This window comes from Veillonella sp. T14073-2 (assembly GCF_002959875.1).
GTDB lineage: Bacteria > Bacillota > Negativicutes > Veillonellales > Veillonellaceae > Veillonella > Veillonella infantium.
The window spans coordinates 1-25,213 of the sequence record NZ_PPDC01000016.1 but is presented as its reverse complement, the minus strand read 5'-3'; the positions used below and the strand labels follow the sequence as shown (position 1 = coordinate 25,213).

21 protein-coding genes and 1 pseudogene are annotated in these 25,213 nt (G+C 39.9%); 21 read left to right on the top strand and 1 reads right to left on the bottom strand.

What is annotated here, in order from left to right; all coding sequences use genetic code 11:
* Nucleotides 1-22: 22 nt before the first annotated feature.
* The 15 genes and pseudogenes from VCHSUH04_RS10080 (at nucleotide 23) to VCHSUH04_RS10010 (ending at nucleotide 19,343) form a co-directional block, all read left to right on the top strand.
* The gene (locus tag VCHSUH04_RS10080) at nucleotides 23-1,390 is read left to right on the top strand and encodes a PTS ascorbate transporter subunit IIC (RefSeq protein WP_105086462.1); all 1,368 of its coding nucleotides are present in this window, start codon (nucleotides 23-25) and stop codon (nucleotides 1,388-1,390) included.
* Nucleotides 1,391-1,645 (top strand): annotated as a pseudogene (locus VCHSUH04_RS10075) (DUF454 family protein); the annotation flags it as partial.
* Nucleotides 1,646-1,857: 212 nt separating this feature from the next.
* Nucleotides 1,858-2,748, top strand: coding sequence for an AraC family transcriptional regulator (locus tag VCHSUH04_RS10070; RefSeq protein WP_105086460.1), 891 nt, complete (start codon nucleotides 1,858-1,860; stop codon nucleotides 2,746-2,748).
* Between the two features lie 269 nt (nucleotides 2,749-3,017).
* On the top strand, nucleotides 3,018-8,102 hold the full coding sequence (locus VCHSUH04_RS10065) for a TonB-dependent siderophore receptor (protein WP_105086459.1): 5,085 nt from the start codon (nucleotides 3,018-3,020) through the stop codon (nucleotides 8,100-8,102).
* Between the two features lie 35 nt (nucleotides 8,103-8,137).
* Nucleotides 8,138-8,755, top strand: coding sequence for a MotA/TolQ/ExbB proton channel family protein (locus tag VCHSUH04_RS10060; protein WP_105086458.1), 618 nt, complete (start codon nucleotides 8,138-8,140; stop codon nucleotides 8,753-8,755).
* A 2-nt stretch (nucleotides 8,756-8,757) separates the two neighbouring features.
* Nucleotides 8,758-9,165, top strand: a complete 408-nt coding sequence (locus VCHSUH04_RS10055; RefSeq protein ID WP_105086457.1) for a biopolymer transporter ExbD — start codon at nucleotides 8,758-8,760, stop codon at nucleotides 9,163-9,165.
* 2 nt (nucleotides 9,166-9,167) lie between these two features.
* Nucleotides 9,168-9,962, top strand: a complete 795-nt coding sequence (locus VCHSUH04_RS10050) for an energy transducer TonB (protein ID WP_105086456.1) — start codon at nucleotides 9,168-9,170, stop codon at nucleotides 9,960-9,962.
* Between the two features lie 62 nt (nucleotides 9,963-10,024).
* Entirely contained in the window at nucleotides 10,025-10,543 is a 519-nt protein-coding gene (locus VCHSUH04_RS10045) for a flavodoxin family protein (protein WP_105086455.1), read from the top strand.
* Nucleotides 10,544-10,562: 19 nt separating this feature from the next.
* The gene (gene hutW, locus VCHSUH04_RS10040) at nucleotides 10,563-12,203 is read left to right on the top strand and encodes a heme anaerobic degradation radical SAM methyltransferase ChuW/HutW (RefSeq protein WP_105086454.1); all 1,641 of its coding nucleotides are present in this window, start codon (nucleotides 10,563-10,565) and stop codon (nucleotides 12,201-12,203) included.
* A 212-nt stretch (nucleotides 12,204-12,415) separates the two neighbouring features.
* Entirely contained in the window at nucleotides 12,416-13,432 is a 1,017-nt protein-coding gene (locus VCHSUH04_RS10035) for a carbohydrate kinase family protein (protein WP_105086453.1), read from the top strand.
* 10 nt (nucleotides 13,433-13,442) lie between these two features.
* Entirely contained in the window at nucleotides 13,443-14,804 is a 1,362-nt protein-coding gene (locus tag VCHSUH04_RS10030) for a TrkH family potassium uptake protein (RefSeq protein ID WP_105086452.1), read from the top strand.
* 73 nt (nucleotides 14,805-14,877) lie between these two features.
* On the top strand, nucleotides 14,878-15,528 hold the full coding sequence (locus VCHSUH04_RS10025) for a TrkA family potassium uptake protein (protein WP_105086451.1): 651 nt from the start codon (nucleotides 14,878-14,880) through the stop codon (nucleotides 15,526-15,528).
* A 113-nt stretch (nucleotides 15,529-15,641) separates the two neighbouring features.
* A complete protein-coding gene (locus VCHSUH04_RS10020; protein WP_105086450.1) occupies nucleotides 15,642-16,448 on the top strand; it encodes a hypothetical protein in 807 nt (268 codons plus the stop codon).
* A 12-nt stretch (nucleotides 16,449-16,460) separates the two neighbouring features.
* A complete protein-coding gene (locus VCHSUH04_RS10015; RefSeq protein WP_105086449.1) occupies nucleotides 16,461-17,561 on the top strand; it encodes an AAA family ATPase in 1,101 nt (366 codons plus the stop codon).
* A 138-nt stretch (nucleotides 17,562-17,699) separates the two neighbouring features.
* Nucleotides 17,700-19,343, top strand: a complete 1,644-nt coding sequence (locus VCHSUH04_RS10010; protein WP_105086477.1) for a VWA-like domain-containing protein — start codon at nucleotides 17,700-17,702, stop codon at nucleotides 19,341-19,343.
* Nucleotides 19,344-19,467: 124 nt separating this feature from the next.
* Here VCHSUH04_RS10010 and VCHSUH04_RS10005 read toward each other — a convergent pair whose 3' ends face one another.
* Nucleotides 19,468-20,145, bottom strand: a complete 678-nt coding sequence (locus VCHSUH04_RS10005; protein WP_105086448.1) for a metal-dependent hydrolase — start codon at nucleotides 20,143-20,145, stop codon at nucleotides 19,468-19,470.
* Between the two features lie 108 nt (nucleotides 20,146-20,253).
* On the opposite strand from VCHSUH04_RS10005, the gene moaC reads away from it, so the two are divergent.
* The 6 genes from moaC to tnpA form a co-directional block, all read left to right on the top strand.
* Nucleotides 20,254-20,766, top strand: coding sequence for a cyclic pyranopterin monophosphate synthase MoaC (gene moaC, locus VCHSUH04_RS10000; RefSeq protein ID WP_105086447.1), 513 nt, complete (start codon nucleotides 20,254-20,256; stop codon nucleotides 20,764-20,766).
* 28 nt (nucleotides 20,767-20,794) lie between these two features.
* The gene (gene trmL, locus VCHSUH04_RS09995) at nucleotides 20,795-21,280 is read left to right on the top strand and encodes a tRNA (uridine(34)/cytosine(34)/5-carboxymethylaminomethyluridine(34)-2'-O)-methyltransferase TrmL (protein WP_005385766.1); all 486 of its coding nucleotides are present in this window, start codon (nucleotides 20,795-20,797) and stop codon (nucleotides 21,278-21,280) included.
* A gap of 104 nt (nucleotides 21,281-21,384) precedes the next feature.
* A complete protein-coding gene (locus VCHSUH04_RS09990; RefSeq protein ID WP_060924059.1) occupies nucleotides 21,385-21,753 on the top strand; it encodes a YlbF family regulator in 369 nt (122 codons plus the stop codon).
* On the top strand, nucleotides 21,725-22,657 hold the full coding sequence (murB, locus tag VCHSUH04_RS09985; RefSeq protein WP_105086446.1) for a UDP-N-acetylmuramate dehydrogenase: 933 nt from the start codon (nucleotides 21,725-21,727) through the stop codon (nucleotides 22,655-22,657). The genes VCHSUH04_RS09990 and murB overlap by 29 nt, the downstream gene beginning before the upstream one ends.
* Nucleotides 22,658-22,959: 302 nt before the next feature.
* Nucleotides 22,960-24,771: a translational GTPase TypA gene (typA, locus tag VCHSUH04_RS09980; protein ID WP_005385769.1), complete on the top strand. Its 1,812-nt coding sequence runs from the start codon at nucleotides 22,960-22,962 to the stop codon at nucleotides 24,769-24,771.
* Between the two features lie 203 nt (nucleotides 24,772-24,974).
* Nucleotides 24,975-25,213, top strand: a 239-nt coding sequence (gene tnpA / locus VCHSUH04_RS09975) for an IS200/IS605 family transposase (protein WP_146104570.1), incomplete at its 3' end; no start/stop codon positions are given.

The window sequence follows — 25,213 nt, the reverse complement described above, 5'->3', positions numbered from 1 at the left end:
ACTATATATAGGAGGTAGTGCCATGGAAATGGTATTAGAGTTCTTACGTGACGTGCTGTCTCAACCAGCACTTTTAATTGGTATTATGTCATGTGTAGGTTTGGTTGCTTTGAAACGTCCGTTTCATAAGGTAATGACAGGTACATTGAAACCGATTCTTGGCTACTTAATGCTCGCAGCAGGCGCTGGCGTTATCGTTAGCAATCTTGACCCACTAGGCAAGATGATTGAACATGGCTTCCATATTACTGGCGTTGTACCAAACAATGAAGCTATTGTAGCTGTAGCACAAAAGGTACTTGGTGTTGAAACGATGTCTATTCTCGTTGTAGGCTTATTGATGAACTTATGTATTGCTCGTTTCACCAAGTTCAAATATGTGTTCTTAACAGGTCATCATAGCTTGTTTATGGCATGTCTTATGTCTGCCGTACTTGGTACAGCAGGTTTGTCTGGTATGGAACTCATCCTTGTAGGTGGTTTCTTGATGGGCGCTTGGTCTGCTATCTCTCCAGCAATCGGTCAAAGTTATACATCCAAAGTTACAGACGGTGATGAAATTGCACTTGGCCACTTTGGTAGCTTAGGTTATTACCTATCAGCATGGGTAGCAAAGTATGTAGGTAAGGCAGAAGATAGCACGGAAGATATTGAAATTCCTGAAAAATGGGGTTTCTTACGTGACTCTACATTATCTACTGCATTGACTATGATTGTATTCTATTTGATTGCTGCTTTAGCTGCCGGTTCTGAATTTGTAGCAACATTATCTGGGTCGATGAGCCCATATTTATTCGCAGTTATGAGTGCTATGAACTTTGCTGTAGGTGTAGCTATCGTATATTCTGGTGTTCGTATGATCTTGGGTGACTTGATTCCAGCATTCCAAGGTATTGCTACAAAAATTATTCCTAATGCCATCCCAGCAGTAGACTGTGCAGTATTCTTTACATATGCGCCAACTGCGGTAGTATTAGGTTTTATAAGTTCCTTTATCGGTGGTATCATCGGTATGCTCATCCTTGGTGCTGTAGGTGGTGTGTTGATCATTCCTGGTCTTGTACCTCATTTCTTCTGTGGTGCAACAGCTGGCATTTATGGTAATGCTACAGGCGGCCGCCGTGGTGCAGCAGTAGGTGCTTTCCTTAATGGTTTGGCTATTACCTTCTTACCAGCATTGGCATTGCCAGTTCTTGGTCAATTAGGTTTCCAAAATACAACATTTGGTGATGCGGACTTTGCAGTAATGGGTCTTGTACTAGGTCATGCATTCGAATGGATCGGTATGGCTGGTATCTATGGTATCGTAGCCATTGCAGCTCTTGTACTTATTATTCCAAACTTTATTAAAACAAAAGGTAAAGTTATTAATTATGTAGAAGAGGAGTAATGTTTAGCTCGAGGTTCTGAACGTTTTCATAGAATGTTTTTAGAATCTAGTTTATATCAAAAGACTGTTGGTGCTTATGAACGCGATAAAGCGTTGATGTTGCGGACAAAGTTGTCCATTCTCTTATCGGTTAGTACAATAATGGCAATTGGTGCCTATTTTAGTCAAGATATGCCCATTGCACTTATCGTTATGGCCTTTGTATGGATTGGTCATGTTATAGCATTAGTCTTTATTGTAAAAACAAAAAAATAAAGAATTATCTCTGATAATTCTAAATCTAGCCTTGTAAGTTAGACTGCATGGGTTTAACTTGCAAGGCTTATTTTATTGTAAAATCAAAAACTTATATTTTTAAAGAAAAAATGAATTATTACTAATTTGAATTTGACAATGAATATCAATAAATATACTATGATAAATGTGTATATAATAATTTTTATAATATTTGTGTATATGGTGATCGTATGAATCCACATAATCATGCAGTTTCATATGAAGGAACTTCTATGTCGAGACATACAGTGTTTGACGGTATTGATTTGATGTTCCTTGATGTGAAGCAAGAAACGATTCAATTTTATGCTAAATCACATACAAAGACGTTTGCCATAAATCATTGTGAAGAAGGGCGCATTGAGTGCAAGTTTACATCTGGTGAATATTTATATATGGGGCCAGGGGATATGTCCTTAGGATGGCATACTCATGCTGATCATCAACATGAGAACTACTTCCCTACAAAACTCTTTAAGGGGATTGTATTACTCGTAGATGTTGAAAAGGCTCAACCCGTATTAGATGGACTTGTTACTGAAGCGCGCATCGATTTGACTCAATTAGCAAATCGATTTTGTGAGCATTCTGACTTTGGTATGATGATGGAAGAAACGGAATCTGTTCGTCAGATTTTTTCTAGTTTATATAAGGTGCCTAATCAAATTAAGGGGCACTATTTTAAATTAAAAGTCATTGAAATCTTCTTACTGTTATCTGTTATTTCGACAGCTAATCATGAAAAGAGAAGCTCCTATCGTAAACAACAAGTAGATATTGTGAAAGCTGTTAATGAATATATATCTACACAGTTTATGAAACGGATAACCATAGATTCCTTGTCTGACCTATTTGATATTCCTACATCAACATTAAAGCGTTGTTTTAAAGGGGTATATGGTACGACAATCCATCAATATTTAAAGGAATGTCGTATTAATGCAGCTAAGCACTTGCTTCAAGAGTCAGATCAATCTATTTTAGAAATTGCTAATGCCGTAGGCTACGAGAATGGTAGTAAATTTACTAGTGCATTCAAAGAGGCCACAGGTGTAACGCCTAGTGCTTATCGTAAAGTATAAATACCTTCAAACTAAACCAAGACATGGATTATAGTATTAGTAATATTTAAAATATAAGTGTTTAAGGTTTAGAACTAGTAGGTTATAAAAACTTAATATTGTCCGAAATGTATATTTTTGGTCTTTTCGGAGTAGATATGCAAGATACACTTTGCTAACATTAAAATGTAAATGATTTTCAATGTCATTATATGTTGGTAAAGTGTATCTTTTTATTTTTGTGTGGGAGATACAAAACATATGGTTAGTTAGAAATTGAGGAGGGCACAATGAACCGGTGGGGACATGCAAAACGCAGCATTATTCTGTCCAGTGCAGTTGCCTTGTGGCTTAGTGCACCGCTTGTAGTATGGGCGGAGAATGCGACTGTTACGACAGATGTAGTTCATGTTAAAGGAACATGGGCTGAAGAAGAAGCAAAATTGAACTCACAGCAAGTGCAAATCATTACCAAGAAAGAGATTGAAAAGAAACAGGCGAAGTCCGTCGAAGATATTATATTTACTCAAACAGGTGTATCTAGAACAGTTGATGCTATGGGCCGTGTTGGTGTATCTATCCGCGGTGCCGAAGCGCGTCACACGCTGATCCTTGTAGATGGTCAACCCGTTCTCGGCGATTTTGATAAGTACTCTGGTGCAGCAGACGAAGTACAACGGCTAGGTACAGAAAACGTTGAACGTATAGAGGTTATTCAAGGTGCGGCCAGTGCTAAATACGGCTCTGATGCTATAGGTGGTGTAGTTAATATCATCACTAAAAAGGCACAAAAGAAACCAACCTTGCAATTAAATGCAGAAGGTATGCGCCGTAAGAGCGATGGCGATGCGTTCCCATACCAAAACTTTTTCATTCGTGCCGACTCTGGTCAAATGGGGAAATTAAAGGTCGGTTTATCTGGTAGTAAACGTGATCTTTTGCCTGTTTTAGCATCCGTTAAACGTCGTGACTCCGGTATGGCTTTTGATTATGCTAAGCATAACTTCAAACCAAATGTACTTCGTTACTATGGTGATGCGGCAGATATTGGTTTTGTAGCAACTTATGATGCAAATGATAAAAATAAATTTGAAATGCGTCTCAACCGTTATACAGAAGATCTTGTACGCGATGTTAAACACTCTGACTCCGACTTAGAGCCACAACAACATTTCAAACGTACTGCGGACCGTAATACAGCAAACTTACAATGGTCCTCTCGAGCTGGTAAAAGCGACTGGACGGTTGAAACTAACTACTCCCGCATCAAAGAAAATGACGTAGCCCTCATTAGTTATACTGGTCGTTCTGCTTATGAAGGCTCCAATGAGTTACGCTATATTGATAATATCGATCACCGTCAATTAGACATTCGAGCTAATGCAAACACACAGCTCAATAAAAATCATCTGCTTAGCTACGGCGTAAGCTATGCTCGTGAAGAAGGCTCTGGCAGCCGTCTAAAGAGCTCTCCTAATACAAGCACTATGTACATCGATCCATGGGATTACGATAAGAGCTTGCTAGTGGATAAACTCGATCGTCTTGTAAGACGTAAAGGTGATAACAGTATTAAGGTCTATTCTCACATCCACGACTACAAATTCATCAATTCAGGTGTGGGTATGCCGCAATGGGATATGGATTATGAATACTATGGCGCCGAAACAGATGCTCAAAAACCAGGTATTACATATGATGACTATATAAATTATGGTTTATCTGAAAGCCGATTAAGTGATTGGTCTAGTACATCCCCAAATAATCAACCTGTAACGGATGAGTTTAAAGCTCGCTATAAAGCCTTAGAGGATCGTTTAAAAGCAGAAAATCCCGTATTATCTGCCACACGTGCCAATATCGTAGGTGACTATTTTAAATATGGCGAGTCCAATGACCCAGAAATGCGTAAAAAGGCGCCTAAATTAAATGGCAAAGCCTTCTTAGAAGAGTACCGCAATCGAGACCAACGATTGACCACTGGTAGCGGTTCAATCCGTAAGTTAAACGCTTATATTTCTGATACTTGGCAGGTGAATAAGAATTTAACGTTGTCTCCAATTTTACGTTTTGACAATAGTAGCTTGTTTGGTTCTAACTTATCTGCTTCCTTAGGTATGACCTATAACGTAAAGGGCAATACACACCGTAGATTTAAAGCCAATGTAGGTACTGGTTATACTGAGCCAGGTATGGGCGAATTGTGGTATAACTGGGAAATGTACGCTTCTAACCCTGTGGGGATTGGTGTAGCAAAACTCGGTTGGTACTGGGCTGGTAATCCTAATTTAAAACCAGAAAAATCTGTAAACTTTGATATGAGTTTAGAAGGGGAAAATAAAAATACCTATGCTCGCGTAGGCGTATTCCATAACCGCATCAAGAACTATATGTCTGTGTACTTCACAGGGGACTTCATGGACTTTGCACCATACCTCAAAGGCGATGCGAAGTACCAACGGGCACCAGATATGATTTACAGCTTTAAAAATATTGGTAAAGCAGAGATCACAGGGGTACAAGCGGAAGTACAACAAAAGTTCGGCAAATATTGGTCTGGTAAGTTAGGTTATACATACTTACATGCCATCAACAAGAGCGATCCTTCAATGCCTCGTCAATTGCTTGATAAACCAATGCACAAGGTTGACATCGGTATTACTTATGACAATCCTAAATCCGGTTGGAATGGTTCCATTTGGGGTGATTACTATATCAACATGCTTGATAGTAATACTCTTAATAATGGTGGTAACTATTGGCCAGATATCTTGTCCGGTGATGCAGGCGTTTATAATAAGCAAACTTATGAAAAGAAAACATTTGGCATTTGGAACGTAATGGTTCAAAAACGATTCAATAAAAATGCCATGATGTACTTTGGTATCAACAATATCTTTAACCATCGCGATGATGACCGTGCTACACAAGAACGGGTATACCGCGTGGGCGTTAACCTTAAATTCGGTGGTGGCGATGGTACAAAAACGACAGCTATCGGCAAGACCAAAGATGGCGCAAAGGCTGGCGTAGCAGGTGCAAGTGTAGCAGGTGCAAATGGTGAAGTTGGTAGTGCTGAATCTGGCGTACAAAATGTAGCTGATGTAGTTCGCTTAACTGACTTTATTCATTCTGATTTTGATACCACTAAAGAGCGTGGTGTTACATTAGTCGGCGACTATAGAGCACGCTGGATGGCACATGATGGATCTAATAGACCTCAATCTCCATTTAGAGCTAACTCCGCTATCGGTTCTGCAAAAGCGAATATGTACGATGCTAATCGTCATAGCTTTGAACAACGATTGCGTCTTGGCTTTGATGCACGCCTTAATGAGTTTACTAATCTTAAGGTTATTGGCAGTGCGACTGGCATGAGTGGTGTCGATACAAGCTGGACTCAATCTGATTCTAAAGGCTTTAACCATCAACGACTCGATACAGTGGATCTCACAAGACGCGTTAAAAAATGGGACGTATCAGTGGGCCGCCTAACAGAGCCAATGGGGGCTAGTGGTTACTGGTTTGGCCAATCTTATGATGGTGTTCGTGCCGTTTGGAATGGTCACGACTCTCAAGTTCGTATCGGTGTTGGTACTTTCAAACATAGTACAGGCATTACTGATTCTGCCTACACTCATGCAGTACATGAAGTTATCTACAGACCACCAACAGCGGCTGAATTGATCGGTATTAACCGTGATGAGTTCCCATACGATATTAGTAGTGCTACAAAAACAGGTTCTGATGGTGAGAAAAAATCTGATGAAGATGCAGCTGCACCAGATAGTCCTAATGGTATTTATGATTCTACTTATAAAGGCAAGACAGATAGCCTTTACTTCTATCAACAGCTAAAAGGTTTGCAAGATGAATATGAAGCGTATAAAGCTACATTGAATCTAAGTTGGAGCAATCCGAATCGGGATCAAGAAATTGAAAAGGCTAATGCTAAGCTTGCAGAAACACAACAAAAACAAGCTCAAGTGATGAGTCGATTACAAGATATTCTTACAAAGGCATACCCTACAGATATGGCGGAGAAAAAATTCTCCCTCGATATTCCATCTGGTGGTTATGCAATGTACGAAATCACTAATAAGAATACAGGGGAAAAACTATATAAGACTGGCGACATTATGTATAATGTGAACTCTTCTTTATACCCTGAATCCTTAAAAGAAAAGGCTAAAGGTCTTATCGTATCTACTGATAATAAAGATGCTTTGTTGAATCCAAAAGAGTATGTTGATAAACATAGTGCTGAAATTAATCAATCCATTGAAGAAATTGCTAAATATAATGCTACAGATAACTGGAGTAACTATAACAATAGTGAGCTTGATGTGGTTTGGGTTAAACAGCCAGATGGCACGTTCAAACAATCTTATGATTACTATGGACAACCAGCTAGTGATTATGAGTTCACTGGCTATTTAGGTGCTAAAACGTATAAATACGATAGTGGTAGCTATGTATTTAGCGATTTTGATGCTAAAGATGCCATTTATAAAAAGAACTTTACCATGTCCTCCAGTGATTGGGGTGAAGGTAGTTCTTACTATGGTTGGGGCATGCCAAATGCAATGTTTAACTATATGTATAATCTTGAAAAGGTTGTACATGATGCAGAGTCTGAAAACAAATTGCCTCGTGAAGCGATTGGTAAGATCATTGGCAACTTGATTCGCACAGAAGGGGTAGTTCTTGAAAAAGATACTGTGCCAGCTATTGATAAAGCAGCCTTTGTTCAATATAAAAAACAAATAGGCTCTCGTCTTGGTTTGCAAGCGTGGTATTTGAGATCCTTTGGTGGTAAAACTCATACATACCTCAATGCAAATGGCAACGGCAATGATGAATATAGCTTCTCCAATGTAGCTCATGTATTCGGTATCGGCGCTAAATATCAACTGGGTGCTAATGCATCTGTTACCGTTGACTACGGCCAAAATCGTTCCAACCTTGGCCGTTACTTAAACGGTAATACGATTTATGAACATGAACGAGGCACAGCAGACTTTGCGCTTAAAGGTCATCAAATGGGTGGTACACCACACTTCTGGATGGCTCGTCTAGATATTGGCCGTGCTGACCTAGATCTTCCAAAATCCTGGAATGCGTTCATCGATTACAAATACTTTGAACATGGCTCCTTCTTTGGCGGTAATGGTACTGGCGCAGTACCGGATCGTTATCTCGACGGTATTCGCAGCTTTACATTTGGTGCCGGCTATGTACCTCGCAAGGACTTGCTCCTTGAGGCATTCTACACATTCGATGCGAAGGGCACTAATAAACGAGATACTTTATATGGTAGTGAAAGCTTTAAGTTAGGCGATTATACAAGAATTCAAGGGACCTACAGGTTCTAATGTTCAGTCTGTAAACAGGCAGAAAGGTTACTAATATGGAAAACTTAAATTATGTCATTCACTTGTTTCATAGCGGCGGGTATGTAATGTATCCATTATTACTCTTGTCTTTTATGGTGATCGCTATCGCTGCAGAACGAGCTTTCTACTATCGCAAATATGCCGGTAAAACCTTCGTTGTTACCCATGCAGTCAATGAACTGGCAAAATTACAAAATTGGACAGAAATTGATAAAGTAATCAAAGAAAACCCATCTGTTGCGAGCCGTATTGCAGAAGCAGGTTTACATAATGCTTCTAGCGAAGAAGCGATGAAAACAGCCTTTACGGACCAAATGGGGGTAGATGTAGTAGGTTTCCGTAAATATATGGACTACCTCAGTGCAACAGTAACAATCTCTCCATTGTTAGGGTTGCTTGGTACTGTAACAGGTATGATTGGTTCTTTCAGCATCCTCGACTCTGGTGCTGGTGCATCTGCCATTACTGGTGGTGTCGGTGAAGCCCTCATCGCCACAGCATCTGGTTTGTGCGTAGCTATCATGGCATTTATTGTGTATACAATCTTTAGTCATCGTTTAGATTCTATTATTAACCAAATTGAAAATATGTGTGTAAGCCTTGTGACTGCTAAACGAGAAGGGTGGAAATAATTATGAATTTACAAAGCTTTCGTATGAAAAGTAAGCCGGAATTCATGATTATCCCAATGATTGATATCATCTTCTTCTTGTTGGTATTCTTCATGATGAACAGCTTACAAACAGTGGCTCAAAAAGCCTTGTCTGTACAATTACCACAGGCGACTAGCGCTTCGGCACCAGCTCAATTGCCTATAGTACTCACATTAGATGCAGAAGGTCATATTACGATTGATAACAATCCTATGAGTATTGATGATGCTGAGGCAATGGTTAAACAACGTATTCAAGAAAATCCGAATGCCAGTGTTATCTTGCAAGCCGATAAACGGGCTGCCCATGGTCAAGTTGTAGCGATTATGGATATGTTAAAACAATCTGGCGTTAAACGCTTGGCAATTGCAGCTGAACAGAAAGGATAATTATGGGACTAGGCATATCATGGAAAAAAGCAGCCATTATATCCGCCGTAGTTCATCTCATTGCTCTCTTTATTGCGGTCATCTTTTTTGTGGTCGTTCCAGCTATTCAAGATATGGATACCTATGAAGTGGATCTTACACAAAGTGTACTCGATGATGGCGGCAGTGGTCATGCCGGCGGTGGTGGCGGGAATAGGTCAGACCTATTCCCTAAACCACTATCGGCTGATGAAGTGGCGGCAAGAACAAAGGCTGTTGTAGCGAATATAGATCCATCTACTGCAACAGATATTCCTGATGCAGTAGATGTACCCCAAAAAGGCAGCGAACATAAAGGGAATACCTCTGGTGATAATTCCGCAGGTGGTTCCGGCCCCGGACATGGTGGCGGCTCTGGCGGTGGTAACGGTACAGGTGTTGGCACTGGTAATGGTGATGGCCAAGGTCAGGGAAATGGCAACGGTAATGGCAATGGTAATGGTGATGGTCATGGTACAGTGAAAGCTGCCTTTGATACGGAGGGATTCCGTGCAAGAGTGCAAGACAATGCACAAATGCCTTCCATGGCTTTAAAAAGAAAATTACAAGGCGATGTGACTGTACAAGTAACACTTGATACAAATGGTAATCTTATTGGACAAAGTATCGTATCTTCTACAAATGAAATATTCAATGATGCGGCAATGTCTGCCGTAGTGGCCGCAACACCATATCGAAATCCAACAGGTGAAGATATCGATGTCAAAGTACCAGTTGAGTTTAGAGGTCACGAATCCTCTGATGATGAGGAAGAATAAAAGTATCTATGTAATAGATCTATTTTAGTAATATACTCATCCAAGAATTAAAGGAGCTAATTATGAAATCCATTATTTTATATTCTTCCCTCACGGGAAATACAAAAAGCGTAGCGGAAGCAATGGCTTCCGTAATGCCTGAAGGTACACCTTGCGTTCCTGTAAAGGAAGCGCCAGAGAATTTAGCTGATTATGATACAGTATTCGTAGGCTTCTGGGTAGACCGCGGTACAGCAAATAAAGAAGCAGCTAAGTTGATTGAAACTTTGAAGAATCCTAACATCGTATTCTTTGCTACATTAGGTATGTATGCAGATTCTGATCATGCTCGTGAAAGTATTGAAAAAGCATCTGAATTACTACAAAATAAAGAGTCCCTTGTAGATGGATTCGTATGCCAAGGTAAAATTGATCCTAAAGTCATCGAAATGATGTATAAAATGTTCCCACCTGGATCTGCTCATGGTCAAAGCCCTGAACGCGATGCCTTACATAAAGCGGCTGAAACGCATCCAGATGAACAAGACTTTGCCAATGCAAAAGAATTCACTAAATCTGTACTTGCAAAGTTGCAAGCCTAAACTGAAAGGGGATTGGAGTATGAGTTTAGCAAGTTTCTTTGAATCCATTCCGGAGAAACAACGCAATCTACAACTAGGTTTAGAATGCGATAATCCGATGAGTGGTGCATTCCCTCATAAACGGGTGGTTCATGCAGGGCTAAATGGTACCTTAGTTTCTCCAAAGGAAACACAAGCTGTTTGGGATACCTTAATGAATGGCACACCTAAAAAGGGTGAAATGCAATGCGCCTATATTCACATTCCATTTTGTAAGACAAAATGCACATATTGTGGCTTCTTCCAAAATGGTACGAGTCAAAGCGTAGAGGACCAATATATTGATGGTCTTGTTAGCGAGTTACAGCTTGCTAGTGAGCGTCCAAGATTAAAAGATGGGTTAATCCATGCCGTATTTATCGGCGGAGGTACGCCAACATCGTTGTCTCCAACAAACTCTGAACGATTGTTAAAAGCAATTAAAGAATATTTGCCACTAGCTAACGATTACGAGCTTACATTAGAAGGCCGTATTCACGATTTGATTCCTGAAAATCTTGATGTGTGGATGGCAAATGGTGTTAACCGCATGTCTATCGGCGTACAATCTTTCAACACAGAAGTTCGTCAAATGGTAGGTCGTTTAGATACGAAAGAAACTGTGTTAGAACGTTTAGCTGCGCTGAAAGCGTATGGACAATGTTCTGTGGTTATCGACTTAATCTATGGCTTACCTGGTCAAACTATGGAAGTTTGGGAACAAGACTTAGCTGATTTAGTAAGTTCTGGCGTAGATGGTGCTGACCTTTATCAATTGAACGTATTTGATGGCAGTGATCTTAATAAAGACATTGCAAAGGGCAAAGTGCCAGCGGCAGCGACAACTTCTATGCAAGGGGATATGTTCGAACTCGGTCGTAAGTACCTTGATGAGCGTTCCTATCGTCGATTGAGTGCAGCCCACTGGAGTGCTAACAACCGTGAACGTAGCCTTTATAATATCTTGGCTAAAGCGGGCGTGCCTATGTTCCCATTTGGTAGCGGTGCCGGTGGTAACGTTGATGGGTACGGCATGATGTTACATCGTGCATTAAAGCCATACGAAGATATGGTTAGTCGCGGTGAAAAACCATTCATGGCTCTTATGAAACAAAGTGAGTTACAACCCGTCGTAAATCAAGTGGTAAGCCAACTTGAACAAGGGTTCCTCAATATTATGAGTTTAGTAACACTAGATCCAAGACTAGAAGAATTAAACTGGCTCTATAAATTATGGGAAGAACGTGGTCTTGTAGCTTACAATGGGTTACTTTATAAATTGACTGCAGCTGGTGAATTCTGGACTGTAAATCTTACACAAAGTACCTTGGAGGCTGTGGAGTATATCATGACTGGTAAAAACTCCTTCGCTATGGAAGCGGTGGCCGCCCAAGATACGAAAACAACGTCTAAAGATAATCCTAACCAAGAGGTACGTGGTATTGGTCAAGGTAAAGCTAATATTTCCGTACCAACAGATGAAGATTCCGAAGCACAACGCAAGGAAGCCCTTATAGCTAAGGCAAAAGCAGAAATTGCGAAAAGTGGTGCATCTGGTGAGTCAGCAGAGCGAATGGTACAGGCTATGTACAATTTGAGTGCTGATGAAATTGAATATATGATGGAACGTATGATGTCTTAACCTGTTATATTACACCTTATATCTAACAACCTTTCTCACATACAACATATACTAAATAAGACAAACTACGTGACATACAGTACACTTTGTACTACAAAGTAGCCCCAGACCATGGTCTGGGGTTTACTTTTTATAAGGTGAAAGGTATTCTGTAACTATAAGAAGTAATATTGTTGTATGAATAGTTATGTTTTCGGAGTCAGGAGATTAGTATGAGTACATTTCCTCAAAAACATATAGATATTGTTGGCATAGGTGCCAGTACATTAGATCGATTTATCGTCGTCGATCATTATCCTACAGGCCGTGAGGTACAACAAGTCGTATCGTCTACTACAGATGGTGGTGGGCCAGTGGCTACAGCACTAGCGGTGGCAGGAAAATATGGTGCCCGTACCGCTATGATTGATAGCATTGGTGATGACATGGTAGGTCGTCATATATTAGATGACTTTGAAAAATACAATGTTAATACAGAGGCAATTCAAGTTGAACGCGGTGCTAAGAGCGGTGTGGCAACAATCCTCGTAAAACAGAGTACTGGTGAGCGTGCTGTATTTTTTGAACGGTCTACTGCAACTGAGCCTGAGTTTTTAGATACCCATAAGCAGCTCATAGGATCTGCCTATATTCTGCATATCAATGGTCGACATCGCCAACTCATGCGCTCTGCTATTGCCGTTGCAAAAGAGGTAGGCACTATTATTTCTTTAGATGGTGGTGCTCAGCGTTACGATGAAGACATGAAGCCTATTACAGAAGCCAGTCATATCGTTATCGTAGCTCGTGATTATGCAGAAAAATATACGGGCACAACTAATCTAGAAGATGCTTGTCGTATCATTCATGAACGAGGTGCATGTATTGCAGGTGTTACAGATGGTGCTAATGGCAGTTATTTTGTATGGCCTGATGGAACATTTTATCGATGTGAACCATTTACTCAAGCTACCGTAGTAGATACAACGGGGGCTGGGGATAGCTTCCATGGGGCTTTTTTAGCTAATTTAGTGCATACAATTAATCATATGAAGGGGCAAGACACAACTTCGACGACTAAGCATGACCGTGCATCTATACATGCTGTAGAGTTGCTAAAAGCTTGTGCGCATTCCGATTTAGAGAAGGCTGCTATTTTTGCATCTGCAGTAGCTTCTTTAAATACACAAGGCATAGGCGGGCGCAGTCCACTACCAACGTTAAAGTCAGTGCAGGAACTAATAGGATAGGACTATAGTTATGTGGAAAAATACTTCAAAAAATCAAGTTCAGCAATATATGCAACAAAATCCTTATCGCCTATTAGCCCTTAGCTTTTTGGCTACCATGACTATAGGGACGATATTACTCATGTTGCCCATATCAAATGCTCAAGGCCATAGTACAACGCTTGTAGATGCAGCTTTTACCGCAGTATCTTGTGTTTCTGTAACTGGATTGTCAACAGTAGATACCTATCATCATTGGTCCTTGTTTGGCAAAATCGTCATGGTAATCCTTATCCAATTAGGTGGTTTGGGGATTGTTTCCTTTACCACTATTATTGCTCTAGTATTAGGGCGACGGGTAGGTCTGAAAAATCGCGTGCTTTTGTCAGAGGATGTAGGGCAAGATGGTATGAAAGGGCTTCTACACATTACGAAGAAGCTAACCATTTATACCTTCTGTGTCGAAATAATTGGGGGTATTATCTATACTATTCAGCTATATCCCTATATTGGTGATGCTGCTTTATATACGGGGATTATGCAATCTATTTCCAGCTTTTGTAATGCAGGATTTATATTCTTTGATAATGATTTACCTTATGCTATGGTGGGTGATGTATTATTTAATATGAATACAATGGCCCTTATTGTAATAGGTGGTTTTGGTTATCTCCCGACTTTTGATATTTGGTCGCATCGCAAGCTACGACGATTTGTAGATTTAAAACTACATACAAAAATAATGTTAGTTGGTACAACGGCGCTCATCCTTTTAGGAACTATTATTTTCTTGGGGGTTGAGTGGGCGAATCCCAAAACGTTTGGCCCTTTACCTATATGGAACAAGGTCATGGCATCCCTGTTTCAATCGATTACACCTCGTACAGCGGGTATTGCAACTGTAGATTATAATGATTTACATCCAATTACACTGTTTATTACCATCATTTTTATGTTTATTGGGGCAGGTCCTAACTCTACAGGGGGCGGTGTTAAAATTAGTACTATTGCCGTCGCTTTTCTAGCATCGCGTACATTATTTAATAACCGTTCTGATACAGAGGTTTTTGAACGTCGTATTTCGTTGCTTACTGTCCTTAAGGCAAATGGGATAATCTTTTTATCAATCCTTTTTGTTTTATTTGCTACTTGCTATTTGGCTTGGGACGAGCCTTATGATTTTATTCGTTTGCTCTTTGAGGTAACCTCGGCTTTTGGTACAGTAGGTCTTACAACGGGTATTACGCCTGATTTATCTGAAAGTAGTAAATGGGTATTGATGCTTGTCATGTTTACGGGTCGTGTTGGGGTCATGACTGTAATTGGCACATGGGCTTTAAGAACGGCACCAACTAAGCCAATCGCATATGCAGAAGAAAATGTATTATTATAAAAATTAATTAAGATAATTGAGACAAATTGAGACTAATTAAGACTAATTAAGACTAATATAGAAGAGGTAGAGTATGAAATATAAAACAATAGCTGTTATAGGGCTTGGTCGATTTGGTAGTACCGTTGCCAAGATGTTAGCCTCTATGAATCACGAAGTATTAGGTGTAGATATTGATCCAGAAGTGGTACAGAAAATTTCACCATTTATAACACATGCTATAGTTGCAGATACATCCGATGAAGAGGCAATCAAGGCATTGGCGCTAAGCCAGTTTGATATGGTTATTGTGGCTATAGGTGGAAATCTTCAAGCTAACTTAATGACAGCCATGCTTCTTAAAGAGTTAAACGTACATAAAATTGTGGCCAAGGCTGAAAATAATATACAAGGCAAAATGCTTCATAAAATAGGTGTAGATCAAGTTATATATCCTGAATATGATATGGCATTACGACTTGTACAATTTTTAACTAGAGATCATGTGATGGATTATTTACAACTGTCTAAAAATATTAGTCTCATAGAAATTAAAATGCCTTCATTTATGGTTGGCACATGTTTGAAAGATTCCAATTTGCGTGAGAAATATAATCTTAATGCAGTAGGCATAAGACGCGGTGAGGATTTAGAAGTTCCACCAAACCCAATTACCATCCTCGGTGAAGATGATAAATTATTAGTCATTGGGAATAATTCTGATTTAGATGCATTAACAGTGTAGTAAGTATACGAAACAGATATAATTATATCGAAAAATTATGATACAATAGGAATAGAATTCAGTATAGGCCGTACGTATTCGTATGGCCTTTTTAGATAGAAAAGAAGGTTATTATGACAGAGGAACAATATATAACAGCGCTGACCAATAACCCCCATGGGATTCGGAATATTCCAAATCCAACAGAAGCGATGCAACTTACCTGTGTAGCTCAAAACGGTATGTTGCTTCAATATATCAAAGAGCCTACTCAAAAAGTTATTGAAACGGCGCTTTCACAAGCACCACGAGCAATACAGTTCGTGGAAAAACCTACAGAGGAATTGTTAGGTGCCTTAGTTGAAAAGGACTGGGCTATTTTAGAATATATTAACGATCCGTCTGACTCGTTAATTCGAAGTGCATTAGCGCAATCTGGCTGGGCCATTCGCTATATAGCATATCCCTCAGAAGAGTTGCAATTAGAGGCTGTACGAGCCAATTATGATGCGTTACAGTACATCAAGGAGCCAAGTGAAGCTGTTCAATTACAAGCCGTACAGGAAAGCTACTTGGCGTTACGCTATATTAATGAACCAAGCGTAGCCGTATTAGAAGCAGCAGTAAAGCAAGATCCACAGGCTATGCGTCAAATTACAAATCTTTCTAAAGAATTGGCGTTACATCTATTTAAAGTAAGTGCAGCTATCTTAGGTTACATCCCTAATACATTAGGTGTTACGGTGGATGAAATTAAAGCTATCATCGTAGAGGCTATTTCTAGTGATACCACTGATGCGGACTATATTCGTGAATTAATCAACAATAAGGCCATTGGTGGTCGCCAATCTAAGTGGTCTATTGATTTGTTGTCACTTATCGATAACTATGGTACACAGACTGTAAAAAAAGTTGCAGTTGATGAATATTTGAAATATTAGAATGGAGATAGAATGAACTTTATAGATACAATGGCGAGCGTAGAATTAGTGCTTGCTGCCAATCAAGTACCTTTGCTTGTTGGTGAAACGGGTATTGGTAAAACCTCTCTTGCGGCACGCGTAGCTACTGTGCACGACTGGGAATTAGTAACCATCGATGGGAACCTTTTAAAAGAGGGTGAAATTGGTGGTTTGCCAACTGTAGAATCTGTCACACATACAGATGGTCGTGGTAACACACATTCAGTAAAGACTACAGTATATGCAGTGCATCATACATTGGAACATGTGGCTCAAGCCGTGGATAAAGGTCGTCAAGTATTACTATTTATTGACGAAATTAACCGTGCAGAACATGCAGTACAACAAGAGTTAATGAATCTCATCTTAAATCGTGAAATCAATGGATTCTCCTTGAGTGATCAAGTGCGTATTATCGCCGCTATGAACCCGGAGGATTCCTTTGATTACCAAACTATTGACATGGATCCAGCCCAACAAAACCGTTTTGTATGGCTCTATATGAATGCGGATTACATGCAATGGATTGACTGGGCTATCGGCGCAGGCATTGAAGAAAAGGTTATCGAATTCATTTCTTCTTATCCTGAATATTTAAATCAACGCCACGAAGACGATATTGATGCTACACCTCGTTCCTTTGAACGCATATCTGGCCTGTATACGATTTATAAAAACCAAGAAGGTAACGCTTATAGTCGCGACGTATTTATGAATGTTATCCGTGGTAACGTTGGTAAACTCATTGCAGAGGCCTTCGTAAATTTTGTTGAGTCCGATCAAGAGCCACTCATTACCTTTGATGATGTATTGGCAGCAGTTCAGAAACCAGGTGCTATTATGTCTATGGCTGAACAGGTTAAAAGTGAAAGTCCAACTCGTTTATACGTAGCGGCTAAAAATATGTTACATCGTTTAAATCGAAACAGTAATGCGGAAGAAGTTCACCACTTTATTGAATTTATTACATTGTATCCCGGTGATTTACGCATAGCAGTTATGAAAGACTTACGTAACACGTATGAGCGTGTTTACTCTTATGCGATTGAAGATGATTTATTTGTAGATACGTTTTTTGAAGCACAGAAATAGTTCTATATGAATAGTTACTATAATCGAAGTAGCTATTTATGGACAAACGATTATAGTGCGTTATTAGTTGTGATACTTACTAATATAATGAATATGATATAAATTAAATTTGTTTTTCAAAGAAAAGGAGGTGGAATGATGCAACGAAATTTAGACAAGGACGATATCCGCGATGCCTCTGACTTACTTACCCATATAGATGGGTGGGAGAAAACAGGGGCCTACGATGAAAAGGCCATCGAGGTTCTTGACCGATGGCATGCAAAGCGGGAGCGCATTCATCGTGAAGCAGAGGCTTTATATACGCAAATATATGCAACCTACGAGACCTATGTAGATAGCTACGAAGAGCAACATCATAGTATGGCACCTGAACGTATAGCAGCGGACTTGATGAATCATAATATGTCGGACAGTCATATTGGCACTATTGGTCGAGCTCTTGAAGATGTAGAGGTAGAAGGCACAAATCTTGCCGTCATGCAGCAAGCGGTTATGATACCTGCCTTTGAGCAACGATTATGGAATGTTTTGCATGATGTAAATAGCTTACTCCTTGAAGAAGACCAATTCTTTGGTTATTTCTATTTACAAATGGCGCATCGCATTCGCTTTGATATGACCAGTGCTTTTGGTATTAACCTAAAGCAGGGAGGTTATGTACTGTATGTAAATCCTTTCATCTTATTACGCCAACCGCCAGATGTGATGAAGGATGGTATTAAGCGGGAAATTCTGCATATCATTTCTGCACATTTGATGCGAGTAAAATCACTGAGCCAAAGTTTTAATAAAACGGCTGTTCACATGGCTATGGATATGGTAGTAAATGACTACTTAGAACATGTAGACCGCGATGCAGTAACAGTGGCAAATGTAAATGAACGTTTTGGATTGATGCTTAAACGATTCCGTACTATTGAGTACTATGCTAAAGCTATCGATAAGGCAATGAAGGAAAAACCTGAACTTTTTGTACCAGTAGATAATTCTGATACGGCAGTAGCTATGGAATTTGATCCTCAAACGAGTCATGACATTTGGGATGAATCTGACTCAATCGATACAGATACGATGGACCAAATTACGGAGCGCTATATCAATGAAGCCTCAAAAGGTGATATGGAAGGCTATGTTAAAAGTCTCATTGATACATTCCAAAAGACACGGAGAGCCTTGCCTTGGTATTTCTACCTAAAAAAACTGATGGGTAAGGTAGCGAGTGGTTACAAAAAAACGACCATGCGGCGCAATCGTCGTCAGCCGGAGCGTCTCGAATTATCCGGTACCTTGCGCCAACATAAGGCGAATGTGTGGGTGGCTCTCGACATGAGTGGTAGTATTACCGATGTTGAGTTTACCAATGCCTTAGAACAAGTACTGCAAATTGTGCATGCCTATAATCACCGCATTACCGTAGTGGAATGCGATAACGAAGTGCGCCGTACCTATACGATGGATTCCGTGAAGGACGTTAAGCCGCGCCTCGATGTGCGTGGCGCCACAGCTTTCTCGCCAGTATTTTCTTTAGCCAATCAAAACCGTGTGGATTTATTGGTTTACTTCACGGATGGTAAAGGCGAGGAACGATTACGAGAGTCTCCGAAAGGGTATAAGGTTTTATGGGTTCTTACCGGAGAAAATCCTCAACTATCTATTCATAATCCGTATGGCTTGGTTCGTGAACTAGGTTATGTAGGTGTAGATGAAACACAAGATATAGATGAATTTGTACGTATGTCTAGTCGTAGTGGCTTTTCTATGGCTAACCAAGAGGTTTAGGCTGCTTTATAAAGGTGCGCAGTGATATATTTTGGTTTAACCTAGAGAAGCGTTTATAAAAGAATATAAAAATGACGCAATTCCTTGGAATTGCGTCATTTCTACATAATCATTATTTTTTATATTAGCTGTTGAGCTCGATAGAGGAACCTGGATCGATGATAAGAGCTGTTTGGTTGTATTTGCCTTCTACTAAGCTTGTGAATACACCTGGCTCACGGTCGATAACAGGCCATGTTTTGTAGTGAATTGGAATGGAGATACGCGCTTTTACATAAGAAGCAGCAAGAGCTGCATCTTCAACGCCCATCGTGAAGTTATCGCCGATAGGAAGTAAAGCGTAGTCAATATCGCCAAAGCGATTCAACAACTTCATATCGCTAAAGAGTGCTGTATCACCTGCGAAGTATACAATATCTCCGTAGAAGTCTACGATACAACCTGCTGCATGACCGCCAGGGATACCTGCGCCGTGGAAGGCTGGAACTATGCGAACAGAACCGAATTCAAAGTCGAATTTACCGCCTAAATGCATAGCGTGTGTACGACAACCAGCAGCTGCTGCTTTACCAGCTACCTCTGCAGTAGAGATAACGAGCGCATCATTTGCTTTAGCAATGAAATCTGTATCGCCATAGTGGTCATCGTGACCATGGCTGACAAAGATATATTGGCATTTGATATCTTCTTTTTTTGCGATATCCCATGTATTACCTGTTAAGAATGGGTCGAAAATCATGGACACATCACCGCGTGTTAGAATAAAGCAAGCATGGCCGAAATAAGTTAGTTTTGTTTTCATAGGAACACTTCCTTCCTTATACATATAAATCTTAATTCTATTGTATAATATAACTAATGAAAATAAAACTATTGATGATAATTTATGCATAATTAGTAAGGATATAGTATGGATTTAACACATTTTGACCAAGATGGTAATGCTTGGATGGTGGACGTATCCGATAAGGATATCACATCCCGCACAGCCATCGCAGAAGGATTCATAGCAATCAATGATGCAATTTATAAGCGCATTGCAGCAGGTACTATAAAAAAGGGCGATGTCCTTAGTGTTGCGCAACTAGCTGCTATTATGGGAGCTAAGCAAACGAGCAATCTCATTCCTCTTTGTCATCCATTAGCACTCACAAAGGTTGAGGTTCACTGCTCTTTAGTAGATGGTGAAAGCCCTGCTTGCACTGATAAAAATCATAACAAGGCCGTTAAGGTACGTGCCATCGTTAAGACTACTGGAAAAACGGGCGTTGAAATGGAGGCCCTTACAGCTGTACAAGTAGGATTGCTCACCGTATACGATATGTGTAAGGCCATTGATAAAGGCATGATTATGGGCCCTACATACCTCGTAGAAAAAGAAGGCGGGAAAAGTGGACATTTTGTGCGTTCCTTTGTAGAATAATATAGATATAAAGAATAGGGGAACGAAAATGGAAATAGTACTTTATGAGCCAGAAATCCCTGGCAATACAGGAAATATAGCGCGTTTATGCGCAGCTAATCATATGACCCTACATCTTATCAAACCACTTGGTTTTTCTATCGACGATAAGCACGTGAAACGAGCTGGTCTCGATTATTGGCATTTGGTAGATGTACAGGTACATGAAAATATTCAAGAGTTGTATGCGAAATATCCTGATCGCAGATATTTCTACGCTACTACAAAAGCAAAGCATACCCACTCCGAGGTAAAGTATGAAATCGGGGATATGCTCGTATTTGGCCCTGAATCAAGAGGCTTGCCTGAAAGCTTATTAGAAGGTGTTGAAGAAACATGCATTCGCATACCAATGGTAGATGAGGCGCGTTCTTTAAACTTATCTAATGCAGTAGCTATTATTGCGTATGAAGCTATGCGCCAACTTGATTATCCAGATCTTAAAGCCGAAGGCAACTGGATTCAACCTAAATAAATATACTTTCACCATTGAGATATATACAATAAATATGTGTTAGAAATCCTACCCAATCTACATGAGAGGTAGTATTTTGACAGGTGTTGTTAGAGGAGGATATTATGAACTACGATAAAGCTCATGATTTAGCTCACGCTATGCGTGAATCCGAAGAGTACAAAGAGTTAATGGCAGCTCAAGAGGCTTTGAAAGCTGATGCAGTAGCAGCGGCGTTGGTACGCACATTTATGGCACAACAAATGCAATGGGAATACGCAAAGTTGTCTGGTGCACCAGAAGCTGATGAATTGCAAAAGAAACAAGAGGAATTGATGCCTCAAATTCAAGAAAATGCTGCAGCGGCTGCTTATTTACAAGCACAAATGCGTTGGAGCCAAATCTCTAATGATATTTATAAAATCATTAGCGAACCAATCACTGAGGGGATGAAAGTGTTAGATCATGGCGAACAACAACAACCAAAACATTAAGGACTTAAAAGAAGCCTTATTAGAGAAATTACCTAGTACACGTGTACGAGAACAGGAACTGCTTTGTCATCATACGACATTTAAAATTGGTGGTCCTGCTGATTTATTTATTGAACCTACGACGATGGATGAGTTGAGCTTCACGCTACGCAAGATTCACGAATTACAAGTGCCTGTAACTATTATTGGTTGCGGCTCCAATATTTTGGTGAAGGATGGTGGTATTCGCGGTGCTGTCGTATCGGTTCGACATATGACACAAATCATGGATTGCAATGATAATGTATTATGCATTGGTTCTGGTTATATGTTAAAAGATGCTTCTGAATTTGCTTGGGAAAACGGACTATCTGGCCTTGAATTTGCCATTGGTATTCCAGGAACACTTGGTGGTGCTGTATTTATGAATGCAGGTGCTTATGACGGGGAAATGAGCCATGTTGTCACTTCAGTACTAGCTGTAGACTTCGAGGGCAATATTAAGGAGTACGATGCATCTCACTTAGATTTTGGATATCGTCATAGCGTATTCCATGATAACCATGAGGTTATTGGGGAGGTTATTATGACGTTACAACCTGGTGATAAGGATGCTATTAAGGCTCGCATGGATGAGCTCACAGAAAAACGCGAATCTAAACAACCTTTAGAGTATGCTAGCGCAGGTTCAACCTTTAAACGCCCACCAGGGTATTTTGCAGGTACTTTGATTGAACAAACAGGTCTTAAAGGGTTATCTGTTGGTGACGCACAAGTATCTCATAAGCATGCTGGTTTTGTTATCAATACTGGCAATGCTAAAGCTAAAGATGTACTTGATCTTATTAAAGAAGTACAAAAACGCGTGTATGATCAACATGGTGTACATCTAGAACCAGAAGTACGTATGATTGGTGAAGATTAATACAAACTAAATATTAATACAAGATTTCTTATGTGACGTTCCTCTTATCTTATTTGAGGCAAGGTATCATAAGAAATCTTTTTTAATACCATATGCTTATGTAGCTAATTTAGCCTTAAGATGACTCAAAAGTATAATCAAATGTAGAAATTGCCATGATTAGAAATTCTATACTTCTTTGACTTTTTTCTATAGACTACGTTATAATTAAGTGTTGCCAATTTTGGGAATATACCTATATAGCGACTTTCACAAGCGTTATATGATATAGAATATACTGAAAGAATTAAAGGGAGGATCTTATGATTCGCGAAAATCTTCGAAATGTAGCGATTATCGCCCACGTTGACCATGGTAAAACTACTTTGGTGGACGCGTTATTAAAACAAAGCCATGTGTTCCGTGAAAATGAAAAAGTAGCAGAACGCGTAATGGACTCCAACGACTTGGAACGTGAACGCGGTATTACTATTTTGTCTAAAAACACTGCTGTTATGCATGATGGCATTAAAATCAACATCGTTGATACTCCAGGCCATGCTGACTTCGGTGGCGAAGTAGAACGTGTACTTAACATGGTTGACGGCGTATTGCTTCTCGTAGATGCTTATGAAGGTCCAATGCCTCAAACTAAATACGTTTTGCGTAAAGCTTTAGAACAAAAATTGAAACCAATCGTAGTTATCAACAAAATTGACCGTCCTGACCAACGTGTTAAAGAGGTTGAAGATGAAGTTCTTGAATTGTTTATGGAACTTGAAGCTGATGATGACCAACTAGATTTCCCTGTAGTATACGCATCTGCTCGTGCTGGTGTGGCTAAAACTAACTGGGATGACGAAGCTGTAAATATGGAACCATTGTTTGAAACATTGATCGAAGAAATTCCTGCACCACAAGGTGATTTGGAAGGTCCTCTTCAATTCATGGTTACTACACTTGATTATGATAACTTCATCGGTAAAATCGCAGTAGGCCGTATCGTTCGCGGTAAAATGAAACCTAACCAACAAGTAGCTATCATGACTGGTGAAAGCACTCGTAAAGCGAAAATCGGTCGCGTATATACATACAATGGCTTGAACCGTGTTGAAACTGACGAAGCTGAAATGGGCGATATCATTGCGTTCGCTGGTATCGACGATATCAATATCGGCGAAACTGTAGCAGATGCTGAAAATCCTGAAGCATTACCATCCATCTCCATCGACGAACCAACATTGTCCATGGTATTCTCCGTAAACAACTCTCCATTCGCAGGCCGCGAAGGTGAATTCGTTACATCCCGTCACTTACGTGATCGTTTGTTCCGCGAAGTAGAAACTAATGTTTCTATGAAGGTAGAAGAAACTGATTCTGCAGATGCTTTCAAAGTATCTGGCCGTGGCGAATTGCATTTGGCTGTATTGATCGAAACTATGCGTCGTGAAGGCTATGAATTACAAGTAGGTAAACCTCGCGTAATTTTCAAAACTATTAACGACAAATTGTGCGAACCATTAGAAGCATTGACTATCGACGTACCTCAAGAATTCATGGGTACAGTAATGGAAAATCTTGGCCAACGTAAAGCTGAATTGACTAACATGGTTGAGTTAGCTGGTTACCTTCGCATGGAATTTGTAATTCCTGCACGTGGTTTGATCGGTTTCCGTGCACAATTCTTAACAGCTACAAAAGGTAATGGTATTATGAACCATGTATTCCATGGTTATGCACCATATAAAGGTGAAATTCCTTCCCGTACACGCGGTGCCTTGGTAGCATTTGAAAATGGCGAAACTACACCATATGGTTTGAACTCTGTTCAAGACCGTGGTACATTGTTCGTTGGTCCTAATCAAGACGTGTACGCAGGCCAAGTTATTGGTGAAAACACTCGTGAACTTGATATGGATGTTAACCCATGTAAGAAAAAACACGTTACTAACATGCGTTCCAGCTCATCTGACGAAGCAGTACGCTTGACTCCACCTCGTATCTTCTCCTTGGAACAAGCTCTTGAGTGGATCAACGATGACGAACTTGTTGAAGTAACACCTGAAAGTATTCGTATGCGTAAAACAATCCTTGATCGTAACGCACGTGCGAAAGCTGCTAAAAACAAAAAATAATATCCTTAGTGATATAAAACGACGCTCCTATGGGGGCGTCGTTTTTATTATTATTGTCTTTAGACTGGTTCGCGACGTAGTCGCGAATCATAAAACCACCCGCTATGCGGGTGCGGCAACGAAAGTTATACAAAAAAATCACCTTGCTTAAGTATAATGTAGGTGTTCAAGCCGCATTATATACAAAAGAAAGGTGATTTTATATGGCAACAAAGACACAGAGCCTTGCGCACACAAAATGGTTATGCAAATACCACATAGTATTTACACCTAAGTATAGACGTAAAGTTATATATAATCAATACAGAAATAGTTTACGTGAAATACTGAGACGTTTATGTGAATATAAGGGCGTCAAGATTATAGAGGGGGAGCTTATGGCAGATCATGTGCATATGCTAGTATTAATTCCACCTAAAATATCAGTTTCATCTTTTATGGG

Coding starts and splice junctions, on each gene's coding strand:
- VCHSUH04_RS10080 (WP_105086462.1), top strand. CDS start 23: ATGGAAATGGTATTAGAGTTCTTACGTGACGTGCTGTCTCAACCAGCA.
- VCHSUH04_RS10070 (WP_105086460.1), top strand. CDS start 1,858: ATGAATCCACATAATCATGCAGTTTCATATGAAGGAACTTCTATGTCG.
- VCHSUH04_RS10065 (WP_105086459.1), top strand. CDS start 3,018: ATGAACCGGTGGGGACATGCAAAACGCAGCATTATTCTGTCCAGTGCA.
- VCHSUH04_RS10060 (WP_105086458.1), top strand. CDS start 8,138: ATGGAAAACTTAAATTATGTCATTCACTTGTTTCATAGCGGCGGGTAT.
- VCHSUH04_RS10055 (WP_105086457.1), top strand. CDS start 8,758: ATGAATTTACAAAGCTTTCGTATGAAAAGTAAGCCGGAATTCATGATT.
- VCHSUH04_RS10050 (WP_105086456.1), top strand. CDS start 9,168: ATGGGACTAGGCATATCATGGAAAAAAGCAGCCATTATATCCGCCGTA.
- VCHSUH04_RS10045 (WP_105086455.1), top strand. CDS start 10,025: ATGAAATCCATTATTTTATATTCTTCCCTCACGGGAAATACAAAAAGC.
- hutW (WP_105086454.1), top strand. CDS start 10,563: ATGAGTTTAGCAAGTTTCTTTGAATCCATTCCGGAGAAACAACGCAAT.
- VCHSUH04_RS10035 (WP_105086453.1), top strand. CDS start 12,416: ATGAGTACATTTCCTCAAAAACATATAGATATTGTTGGCATAGGTGCC.
- VCHSUH04_RS10030 (WP_105086452.1), top strand. CDS start 13,443: ATGTGGAAAAATACTTCAAAAAATCAAGTTCAGCAATATATGCAACAA.
- VCHSUH04_RS10025 (WP_105086451.1), top strand. CDS start 14,878: ATGAAATATAAAACAATAGCTGTTATAGGGCTTGGTCGATTTGGTAGT.
- VCHSUH04_RS10020 (WP_105086450.1), top strand. CDS start 15,642: ATGACAGAGGAACAATATATAACAGCGCTGACCAATAACCCCCATGGG.
- VCHSUH04_RS10015 (WP_105086449.1), top strand. CDS start 16,461: ATGAACTTTATAGATACAATGGCGAGCGTAGAATTAGTGCTTGCTGCC.
- VCHSUH04_RS10010 (WP_105086477.1), top strand. CDS start 17,700: ATGCAACGAAATTTAGACAAGGACGATATCCGCGATGCCTCTGACTTA.
- VCHSUH04_RS10005 (WP_105086448.1), bottom strand. CDS start 20,145: ATGAAAACAAAACTAACTTATTTCGGCCATGCTTGCTTTATTCTAACA.
- moaC (WP_105086447.1), top strand. CDS start 20,254: ATGGATTTAACACATTTTGACCAAGATGGTAATGCTTGGATGGTGGAC.
- trmL (WP_005385766.1), top strand. CDS start 20,795: ATGGAAATAGTACTTTATGAGCCAGAAATCCCTGGCAATACAGGAAAT.
- VCHSUH04_RS09990 (WP_060924059.1), top strand. CDS start 21,385: ATGAACTACGATAAAGCTCATGATTTAGCTCACGCTATGCGTGAATCC.
- murB (WP_105086446.1), top strand. CDS start 21,725: ATGGCGAACAACAACAACCAAAACATTAAGGACTTAAAAGAAGCCTTA.
- typA (WP_005385769.1), top strand. CDS start 22,960: ATGATTCGCGAAAATCTTCGAAATGTAGCGATTATCGCCCACGTTGAC.